Consider the following 1,610-nt stretch of genomic DNA (forward strand, 5'->3'; position numbering starts at 1 on the left):
TAGCAAATCGAGTTTCCCGCGCCCGTACATCTGGCGCTTGATGAGTTTCAGCTTGGTGATCTGGCCCTCTGTCTGGCCGTTCGACCAAATTGAAGTGATTGCATTCTGAACCGCTGCTCGGTCGCGGATAATGCCGTTGGCAAATGACGCGACCAAGCTTGTTGCTGCGCGATCGATCCACGTGTCCAAGTCATCGTTAGACTTGCGCCGCAGCATTTCGTGAAAGCTTTCCACGACATCTCTGGCCTCGACAAGGTCTGGTAGTTGCTCCTCAATCGCAGCGACCGTCATCGTCTGAGCCTTGGTCAAATTGTTGCGTTCAAGGGTCACTAGGCGGACGATGGTGCGTGCTTCGGGCGCGTGGCCGAGCCCGTTCTCGGCTTTTTCGGCTCGCCTTCGTCGTGTTGCCCATTCCGTGACAACGCGGAGGCCTCCACCAAAACCAGCCAGCCAAAGCTGCCGCCACAGTTCAGCGCCGTTTCGTAATCCGGCGTCCCATTGCGCTTCCAGCCAAGGCAAATGCGGCTCGAGGGAGGTTTGTCGCACCCGAAAGATGTCGGTCCGCTGACCACGGACAACACTACGGACCAGCTTTCGGCTGTGCCCGGTTCTGCGCACGATCTCCTTTATGGACACCCCTTCGCCGACGAGTCCACGAATGACAGAGTTCGTCTCTTCACGTCTCAGATATCCCTCATATTGCAGGCGCTCGGCAGCAGTCAGGAGCTTGGGGTTTACAGTTGCTGAACCGACTGCCACGCGGACCTGCCGCATCGACTTGCGAACGACATCAAGAAAGGCGTGGCTAGCGTTTTCCATGAGATGCCAGCGGTCGGCAACCTGTTCGGCGTGTGGCAGGGCTTGTGCAGCGGCCTGCGCATACCCGCCGCCACGGTCTCTTGCGACGATTTCGATTTGCGGCTGCTCGACCAGCCAAGCCTTGGCGGTAGTGGGCTCTCGGTCGGGCAACAAAGCGATCGTTTTTCGCCGTTCGAGATCGCAGATGATCGTGCCATATCGATGATTGCGACGCCACGCCCAGTCATCAATGCCGATAACGCTCGGCGGCGTCGGCGGTGGTCGATCATATCGACGAACGGTTCGAAGTAGCGTGTCATTGCTAACCGGAAACCCGAGACGATCTGCGAACCGTGCTGCCGGGCGACCACCCAATGCCAAGGCCAAATGGTGCACCAACGTGTCCAGGCGTGCTGTCCTGCGGGCCATGGGTCGGACTATGTCATCACCGAAGCGCTCGGCGAAAATCTTTCGGCGGCATTGATTGGCACTACAGACGAAACGTCGGACGGTCAGATGCAGTTCGATGCTCCGGCCTGCACACGGCAGATCGGCGATCATCCGAGGGTACCGGCTGTGAACACGATGGGAGATCGTACCGCATTCGGGACACCTGCAATCTCGGGACTGACCATGTGCGGCGACGACGATCACATCTGCGCTGTGGTGCACTGCTTCTACGTTCAACTCGGCAGGGATCAGATCGGAAAGCCGAAAATGGGCTCGCATGGCGCTGATTCTCCATTGGAAACCAGGCCAGTAGAATCCGAAACATCATCGAGAATGAGTCAGACCCAATATTGGACGCCGAT

The 1,610-nt window shown here is 58.2% G+C and carries 1 protein-coding gene; it reads right to left on the reverse strand.

Annotation, left to right across the window (positions count from 1 at the left end; all coding sequences use genetic code 11):
- Positions 1–1,527 (reverse strand): ISL3 family transposase (locus tag J2T09_RS27515; protein ID WP_306840274.1); only part of this gene is annotated, 1,527 nt, incomplete at its 3' end.
- Positions 1,528–1,610: the final 83 nt, after the last annotated feature.

Source organism: Neorhizobium huautlense (assembly GCF_030811685.1).
GTDB lineage: Bacteria > Pseudomonadota > Alphaproteobacteria > Rhizobiales > Rhizobiaceae > Neorhizobium > Neorhizobium huautlense_A.